The sequence below is a fragment of the Streptomyces sp. genome (assembly GCF_050698815.1).
Taxonomy (GTDB): Bacteria; Actinomycetota; Actinomycetes; order Streptomycetales; family Streptomycetaceae; genus Streptomyces.
The window spans coordinates 1-8,505 of the sequence record NZ_JBOHCV010000451.1; the positions used below are offsets into that span (position 1 = coordinate 1).

The 8,505-nt window shown below is 70.5% G+C and carries 6 protein-coding genes; 1 reads left to right on the forward strand and 5 read right to left on the reverse strand.

Annotated features, from left to right (window positions below; translation table 11 throughout):
* Positions 1-27: 27 nt before the first annotated feature.
* From ACRDP3_RS16410 to ACRDP3_RS16420, 3 genes are all read right to left on the reverse strand, one after another.
* Positions 28-1,386, reverse strand: coding sequence for an ABC transporter substrate-binding protein (locus ACRDP3_RS16410; protein ID WP_431517703.1), 1,359 nt, complete (start codon positions 1,384-1,386; stop codon positions 28-30).
* 305 nt (positions 1,387-1,691) lie between these two features.
* Positions 1,692-2,408, reverse strand: a complete 717-nt coding sequence (locus ACRDP3_RS16415) for a response regulator (protein ID WP_431517699.1) — start codon at positions 2,406-2,408, stop codon at positions 1,692-1,694.
* Positions 2,405-4,078 carry a sensor histidine kinase gene (locus ACRDP3_RS16420; protein WP_431517700.1) on the reverse strand — a complete coding sequence of 558 codons (1,674 nt, stop codon included), beginning with the start codon at positions 4,076-4,078 and terminating at the stop codon, positions 2,405-2,407. The genes ACRDP3_RS16415 and ACRDP3_RS16420 overlap by 4 nt, the downstream gene beginning before the upstream one ends.
* A gap of 132 nt (positions 4,079-4,210) precedes the next feature.
* On the opposite strand from ACRDP3_RS16420, the gene ACRDP3_RS16425 reads away from it, so the two are divergent.
* Positions 4,211-5,632 carry a cation:dicarboxylate symporter family transporter gene (locus ACRDP3_RS16425; protein ID WP_431517701.1) on the forward strand — a complete coding sequence of 474 codons (1,422 nt, stop codon included), beginning with the start codon at positions 4,211-4,213 and terminating at the stop codon, positions 5,630-5,632.
* 142 nt (positions 5,633-5,774) lie between these two features.
* Here the strand turns inward: ACRDP3_RS16425 and ACRDP3_RS16430 are convergent, their stop codons facing one another.
* Together ACRDP3_RS16430 and glgB are read right to left on the reverse strand one after the other, a co-directional pair.
* Positions 5,775-6,068, reverse strand: a complete 294-nt coding sequence (locus ACRDP3_RS16430; RefSeq protein WP_431517702.1) for a hypothetical protein — start codon at positions 6,066-6,068, stop codon at positions 5,775-5,777.
* A gap of 171 nt (positions 6,069-6,239) precedes the next feature.
* Entirely contained in the window at positions 6,240-8,492 is a 2,253-nt protein-coding gene (gene glgB / locus ACRDP3_RS16435; protein ID WP_431517704.1) for a 1,4-alpha-glucan branching enzyme, read from the reverse strand.
* Between the last annotated feature and the right edge of the window lie 13 nt (positions 8,493-8,505).

Below are 8,505 nucleotides of genomic sequence, written 5' to 3' on the forward strand. Positions count from 1 at the left end.
CGACGGGCGCTGCGAGGTCGGCGGCGCTCACTTTGCCGTGACCGCTCCGTTGGTGATCGAACCGAGCTGCTCGTCATAGGACTTGGCCGCTTCGCCGACCGACGAGTCCCCGGTCGTCACCGACTCCATCGCTTCGGTGATCGCGGTGGAGACCTGGGGGTAGACCGGGAGTGCCGGGCGGTACTGGCTGTGCTCGACGCGCTCGGTGAAGAACTTGATGCCCGGCATCGACTCCAGGTACCTCGGGTCGTCGGCGACGTCCTTGCGTACGGCGATCTGCGCGCCGCGCACGCACCAGTCGGTCGCGTTCTTCCTTTCCTGCAGGGTCTTGATCATCTCCCAGGCCAGGTCGGGGTTCTTCGACTTCTGGGGGATCGACCAGGTCCAGCCGCCGGACATGCTGACTTCGCCGGGGGCGGCGCCGTCCTGGGTCGGCATCGGGGCCATGCCCATGGTCTCGTCCCACTCGGGCCACGGGCTGCCGCCGGTCTTGAGCCACTGCTGGCCGAGCCAGGAGCCGTCGACCGCGATGGCCAGCTCGCCGTTCGGGATCAGGTCAGTGCCGACCTTGGTCTGGATACTGGGGTTGAGCGCCTGGTCCACGTCGGGACCCAAGTCGTCGCCGTAGACGGTCTCGATGAACTTCAGGCTGTCCTTGAAGCCCTGGCTGCCCTTGACCCACTTCTTCGACTTCTCGTCGTAGAGCGGGTCGGAGCCGGTGCCGTAGAGCAGCATCTCGAAGCCCTGCATGGCCGCGGCCTCGCCGGCGGCCTTTCCGGTGAAGACGTTGAGCGGGATCTTGCCGGGTGCCTTCTTCTTGATCGTACGGGCCGCCTCGAGCACCTCGTCCCAGGTTTTGGGCTTCCAGTCCTCGGGCAGACCGGCCTTCTTGAAGATCTTCTTGTTGAACCAGATCGCGCGGGTGTCCGTGCCGTCCGGCACGCCGTAGGTCTTGCCGTCCTCCGCCTTGGCGGCGGTCTTGGCCGTCGGCTCGAACTCGTCCCAGTCCTGCCACTTGCTCAGATAGCCGTCCAGCGGGCGCAGATAGCCGCTCTTGATGTCGGAGTTGATGAGGAAGGTGTCCTCGTAGACCAGATCGGGCGCGGTCTTGGGGGAGCGCATCATCTGCTGGAGCTTGGAGTAGTAGTCCTGTTGCGAGGCCTGGATCGGGATGATCTTGACCTTCTTGCCCTTGTGCTCCTTCTCGAACTGCTCGGCCACGTCCTTCACGAAGTCGTCCCTGACGGTGACCTTGTTGTCCGTGTCCTTGGGGAAGGCGATCTTGATCGTGTTCGGGTCGCTGCCGGAACCCCCGCCGCAGGCGGTGAGCGTGCCCGCGGCGAGGACGGCGGTAAGTGTGAGGACCAGCGGAGCGGTGGGGCGCACGGGCATGACGGGCCTGACCTCTCTGGGGTCCACGGCCGGTTCGGCCCGTTGGGCCGCAGGCCGCGGTCGGGCTGCTTTGTCCGTACAATCGCCCGTCCGTCGTGTCCAGGTCAATGGCCGTGCATCCGCGCAGTTCAACTCCGTGACAACGTTGTTATCGGAGCCGCCGGTTCAGGGCAGGTCAGACCGGTCACGGCTGACGGACCAGAAGGCGGCCCGCCCCAGGTGGTGTTGCCGGGCGTCGTCCGTCATCGCCCGGAAGTCCGCGGCGAGTCGGATTCGCCCGCGACGTCGGCGAACCGTCCTCAGCCGCGCCAGCGGTAGCACAGTTCGGGGCGGCCCACCTGTCCGTACTGCGGCTTGCGTGCGGCGCTGCCGGACTCGACCAGGTGCTCCAGATAGCGCCGCGCGGTGATCCTGTTGACCCCCAGCTCCGCCGCCGCCTCGCTCGCCGTCAGCCCGTTCTCCTCCGCACTGCGCAGCGCCCGCGTGACCGCCTCGAGGGTCGGCGCGCTCAACCCCTTGGGCAGCGTGCCGGGTTCGGGCGCCGGCCGCAGCGCCGACAGCGTGCGGTCCACCTCTGCCTGGCTGCCCGCCTCGCCACTCGCGGTCCCCGCGGAAGTGCGGAACTCCGCGTACCGACGCAGCCGGTCGCGCAGGGCCGGGAAGGTGAAGGGCTTCAGCACGTGCTGCACGACGCCGAGCGAGACGCCCTCCCGGATGACGGTCAGGTCGCGGGCGGAGGTCACCGCGAAGACGTCGGTGGTGTGACCGCCCGCACGCAGCGCGCGGAGCAGCGCGAGCCCGCTGCCGTCGGGGAGGTAGAGGTCGAGCAGGATCAGGTCGACGGGCGTGCGGTCCAGCTCGCGCGCCGCGTCCGCCCGCGAGTGCGCGATCGCGGCCACCTCGAAACCGGGGACGCGCGAGACGTAGAGCGCGTGGGCGTCGGCGGCGACCGGATCGTCCTCGACGACCAGAACCTGAATCGGCCGCTCCGGCCGCGGCGGGCGGGTGCCGCTCATCGGCTCTCCCGTTCCCGCTCACGCTCGTGCTCGCGCAGTGGAAGCCGCACGCTGAACTCGGCGCCGCCGCCCGCCGCTTCCGCGACGGTGACGGCGCCGCCGTGACGCCGTACGGTCTGCCGGACGAGCGCCAGACCGATCCCTCGCGCGCCGCCGTGGGCCGGCTTGGTGGACCAGCCGCGCTCGAAGATGGTCTGCGCGGTCTCCGGTGCTATCCCGGGCCCGTTGTCCGCGACGCGTATGAGCAGCGCGGCGTACCCGTCCGCGTCCGGCTCACCGCGCACGCTGACGCCGACGCGGGCGTGCGGGATGCGCGGCGCGGCCGCGTCGACAGCGTTGTCGATCAGGTTGCCGAGGACGGTGATCAGGTCGCGGTGCGCCAGTCCGGGCGGGAGCAGCCCGTCGTCGAGGCGGCTGTCGGGGGTGAGGGTCAGCTCCACCCCGCGCTCGTTCGCCTGGGCCGCCTTGCCCAGCAGCAGGGCCGCCAGCACCGGTTCCGCCACCGCCGCCACCACCTGGTCGGTGAGCGCCTGCGCCAGCTCCAGCTCCTCCGTGGCGAACTCCACGGCCGCTTCCGTACGCCCGAGCTCGATCAGCGAGACCATCGCGTGCAGCCGGTTCGCCGCCTCGTGTGCCTGGGAGCGCAGCGCCTCGGCGAAGCCGCGTACGGAGTCCAGCTCACCCGCGAGCGACTGAAGCTCCGTGTGGTCGCGCAGGGTCACCACCGTGCCGCGGCGGTCCCCGCCGGCCACCGGTGAGGTGTTGACGACGACCACCCGGTCCGCGGTCAGATGCACCTCGTCCACCCGTGGCTCGGCGGCGAGCAGCGCGCACGTCAGCGCGGGCGGCAGGCCCAGCTCCGCCACGCTGCGGCCCAGCACCCGCTGTCCGTCGCCCGGGGAGTCCGCCGTGTCCCGCAGGCCCAGCAACTCCCGTGCCCCGTCGTTGACCAGCGCCACCCGCTGCTGCCCGTCCAGCATCAGCAGCCCCTCGCGCACGGCGTGCAGCGCGGCCTGGTGGTAGTCGTGCATGGTGCTCAGCTCGGCCGCGTTCATGCCGTGAGTATGGCGCCGCAGCCGGGCGTTGATCACGTACGTGCCGAGCCCGCCCAGCGCCAGCGCGCCGCCCGCGACACCGAGCAGCAGCACCACCTGCCGTCGCAGCTGCTCGGTGATGGTGTCCACCCCGATGCCCGCGCTGACCAGGCCCACCACCCGGCCCTCGTCCCGCACCGGCGTGACCACCCGCACCGAGGGACCGAGCGTGCCGGTGTAGGTCTCGTAGAAGGTACGGCCCTTGGCCGCGTCCCCGAGGTGGCCGACGAAGCGGCCGCCGATCCGCTCCGGGTTCGGGTGGCTCCAGCGGATGCCGCGGGTGTCCATGATGGTGACGAAGGTCACTCCCGTGTCGTGGCGGACCTGCTCCGCGTACGGCTGCAGCCGCTTCTCCGGCCGCGGGGTGCGGATCGCCTCCCGTACGGACGGGGAGCGGGCGATGGCCTTCGCCGCCGCGCCCGCGCGGTGCCGGGCCGACTCCTCGGCCTGCATGCGGTCCGTGATGTACGCGAAGACCGCGCACCCGGTCACCAGCACGGTCACCAGCACGACCTGCATCGCGAAGAGCTGGCCGGCCAGGCTGCGGGGACGCCGCGGCGGACGGGGGGTGCGCATGCGGCCAGTGTGCCTGGTGCAGTTTCCGTGCACGTAATGCACGTAAGCGTGACGGGGATCACCTCCCGTTGCATAGTCGCCGGGACCCGGAGTGAGATGTTCCGAATCAGCACCCCAGACGAGGAGTACGACGTGTCCCAGCAGACACCGCCGCCGACGACGGCACCACCCGCGCGGAAGAAGCGGGATCGCACCCACTACCTCTACATCGCCGTGGTCGGCGCCGTGGCGCTCGGCGTGCTCGTCGGCCTCGTCGCGCCGGATCTGGCGAAGGAGCTGAAGCCGCTCGGCGACGGTTTCGTCAATCTGATCAAGATGATGATCTCGCCCGTGATCTTCTGCACGATCGTGCTGGGCGTCGGGTCGGTGCGCAAGGCGGCGAAGGTCGGCGCCGTCGGCGGGCTGGCGCTCGGCTACTTCATGGTGATGTCGACCGTCGCCCTCGCCATCGGTCTGGTCGTCGGCAACATGCTGGATCCGGGCAGCGGCCTGCACCTGACCGACGCCGCACGGGAGGCCGGAAAGGCCGAGGCGGGCGACAGCGAGGGAACCTCCGCGTTCCTGCTCGGCATCATCCCGACCACGCTGGTCTCCGCCTTCACCGAGGGCGAGGTGCTGCAGACCCTGCTGGTCGCCCTGCTCATCGGCTTCGCGCTGCAGGCGCTGGGCAAGGCCGGGGAGCCGGTGCTGCGCGGCATCGGGCACATTCAGAAGCTCGTCTTCCGCGTGCTCTCCATGATCATGTGGGCGGCGCCGGTGGGCGCGTTCGGCGCGATCGCGGCCGTCGTCGGCGAGACCGGACTGGACGCGCTGAAGGCGCTCGCGGTCATCATGATCGGCTTCTACATCACGTGCGCGGTCTTCGTCTTCGTCATCCTCGGCGCGCTGCTCAGGATGGTCTCGGGCGTGAACATCTTCTCGCTGCTGCGGTATCTGGGCCGCGAGTTCCTGCTCATCCTCTCGACCTCCTCCTCGGAGTCCGCGCTGCCGCGTCTCATCGCGAAGATGGAGCACGCCGGCGTCAGCAAGCCCGTGGTCGGCATCACCGTGCCCACCGGCTACTCCTTCAACCTCGACGGCACGGCCATCTACCTGACCATGGCGTCGCTGTTCATCGCCGAGGCGACCGGCGACCCGCTGTCGCTCGGTGAGCAGATCTCACTGCTGGTCTTCATGATCATCGCCTCCAAGGGCGCGGCGGGCGTCACCGGCGCCGGGCTGGCGACCCTCGCGGGCGGCCTGCAGTCCCACCGGCCCGAACTGGTCGACGGCGTCGGCCTCATCGTCGGTATCGACCGCTTCATGAGCGAGGCCCGCGCCCTCACCAACTTCGCGGGCAACTCGGTGGCCACGGTGCTGGTCGGCACCTGGACCAAGGAGATCGACAAGGAGCGGATGGGCCAGGTGCTGGCAGGGAAGCTGCCCTTCGACGAGGAGTCGATGCTGGACGACGAGCACGGCGGTGGTGGCGGCGCGGCCGGTCCGGACGGCTCCGGTGACACCGAGGGCGTCAAGGTGCCGGCTCAGGCCGCGGGCACGAAGACGCACATCTGACGCGGAATCAGCACGCCGGTACGTACGCGCGTACGGACGTGCCGGTGCACAAGCCGGAGAGCCGGGTGAGCCCTGACGGGGGCTCACCGGGCTCTCCGGCTCATGCGGGGAAGTGGGCTGACGGGTGGGGGTTGACGAAGGCTCAGCTCTCGTCGCCCTGGTCCTGCTCGTTGCCCTCGACTTCCCAGGTGATCGGGCTGTCCTTCAGCTCGCCCTTGATCAGCGTGCTGATGTCTCCGGTGGTGACCGGCTTGTTCAGGGTCTGCTGCGTAACGTGCTTGGAATCGCTGACCGAACTGGCCGCAGCGTCCCCCGGCCCGCTTTCGTGTACGTGGATGATGACGACTTCCGCAGCCATGGCGGCGGGTGCGCCGGCGATGCTGATACCAGCGGCCATGGTTGCCACAACCGCCATCCGGGCGAGCTTGCTCTTCACTTGGTACGTCTCCCGTCCGTCGAATGCAGTTCTGCGTGTACATCATCTGACTACCCGTTAGATAACTCCGACGGTTGGCTTCTCCCGGTTCCTCATTCCTTCTGCTGACAGACCGTGCCGGGTGCCGGTCACCGGTTGCCGAAGTCTCCGGTGTCTGGCACGGTCTGCGGGTCAGCCGTGCGGTCGCAGCCAGACCGTCGCCAGCGGCGGCAGTGTCACGGTGACGGAGGCGGGGCGGCCGTGCGCAGGTGTCGCCTCCTCGGCCAGCGGTTCCCGGTTGCGGACATCGCTGCCGCCGTAGCGCAGGTCATCGGTGTTGAGGACTTCCCGCCAGCTGACGCCCGCCTCGGGAACTCCCAGCCGGTAGCCGGTGCGCGGCACCGGGGAGAAGTTGCTGACGGCGATCAGCGGGGCGCCGTCGGCGTCGAAGCGGACGAAGGCGAAGACGGCGTCGCCGCCCGCCGGGCTGCCGCCGTCGCTGCCGTCCTCGATCCAGGAGAAGCCCGCCGGCACCGTGTCCAGCTGCCACAGCGCGGGCGTGCGCACGTATTCCGCGTTCAGGTCCCGCACCAGGTCCCGTACGCCGCGGTGGTCCGGCTCGGCGGAGTAGGAGGGATCGAGCAGCCACCAGTCCGGGCCGTGCTCCTCCGACCACTCCGCGCCCTGGGCGAACTCCTGTCCCATGAAGAGCAGTTGCTTGCCCGGATGCGCCCACATGAAGCCCAGGAACGCGCGGTGTCCGGCCCGTCGCTGCCACCAGTCACCGGGCATCTTCGAGACCAGCGAACGCTTGCCGTGCACCACTTCGTCGTGCGAGACGGGCAGGATGAAGTTCTCGGAGTAGGCGTAGACCATCGCGAACGTCAGTTCGCCGTGGTGGTACGTGCGGTGTGCCGGCTCCCTGGCCAGATAGTTCAGGGAATCGTGCATCCAGCCCATGTTCCATTTGAAGCTGAAGCCCAGACCGCCGAAACCGCCCTCGCCGACGTGGTGGGTCGCCCGGGTCACCCCGTCCCAGGTCGTGGACTCCTCGGCGGCGGTGAGCACGCCCGGGCAGCGGCGATGGACGGTGGCGTTCATCTCCCGCAGCAGGGCGACGGCGTCCAGGTCCGCGTTGCCGCCATGGGCGTTGGGGGTCCACTCGCCCGGCGCGCGCGAGTAGTCGAGGTAGAGCATGGAGGCGACGGCGTCCACGCGGAGGCCGTCGATGTGGTACTCCTCGCACCAGTAGACGGCGTTCGCGACCAGGAAGTTGCGTACCTCGCGCCGCCCGAGGTCGAACTCCAGCGTCCCCCAGTCCGGGTGCTCGGCACGGGACGGGTCCGCGTGCTCGTACAGCGCCGTGCCGTCGAAGCGGGCGAGCGCCCACTCGTCCTTGGGGAAGTGCGCCGCCACCCAGTCCATGAGCACCCCGATGCCCGCCTGGTGCAGGGCGTCGACCAGGTACTTGAAGTCGTCGGGGCCGCCGAGCCGCGCGGTGGGCGCGTAGAAACCGGTGACCTGGTAGCCCCACGAGCCGCCGAAGGGATGCTCGGCGCACGGCATCAGCTCCACGTGGGTGAAGCCCAGGTCCTTGATGTACGCGGGCAGCTGCGCCGCCAGCTGGCGGTACGTCAGGCCGGGGCGCCAGGAGGGCAGGTGGAGCTCGTACACCGACACCGGCGCGGCGTGCGGTGTCCCGGCGGCCCGGCGGTCGAGCCAGTCGCCGTCGCGCCACTTGTGCGCGGAGGTGTGCACGACGGAGGCGTTGGCGGGCGGCACCTCGGCCGCCCGGGCCATCGGGTCGGCGTGCAGGACGCGGACACCGTCGGGGCCGGTGATCTCGAACTTGTAGCGGGCCCCGTCGCCGACGCCCGGCAGGAACACCTCCCACACCCCGGACGAGCCGAGCGAGCGCATCGGACAGGCCGTGCCGTCCCAGTGGTTGAAGTCACCGGCGACGCGCACCCCGCGGGCGTTCGGCGCCCACACCGTGAACCGGGTGCCGCAGTGGCCGGCGCGCGTCATGGTGCGCGCGCCGAGCGCCTGCCACAGCTCCTCGTGCCGCCCCTCGGCGATCAGCCGCAGATCCAGCTCACCCAGGGCGGGCGGGAAACGGTACGGGTCCACGGTGCGCACGTCGTCGTCGCCGGGCCGGTCCCCGTACCGCACCAGCAGCTCGTACTCGGGGATCTCGCTGAGCCGCACCACGCCGGCGAAGAACCCGTCCCCCTCATCGTGCAGCTCGGCCCGCAGCGCGGCGGCGGTGCCGGTGCCGGAATCGGCGCCGATGACGGTGACGGCGCGGGCGTACGGGCGCAGCACGCGGAAGCAGACGTCGCCGCCGTCCTGGAGGTGGGCGCCGAGCGGGGTGTGCGGGTCGTGGTGGGTGCCCGCCAGCAGCCGCTGCCGGTCCGCCGCCGGCAGCGGAGGCGCGGCACGCACGGCGTCGCCGGCC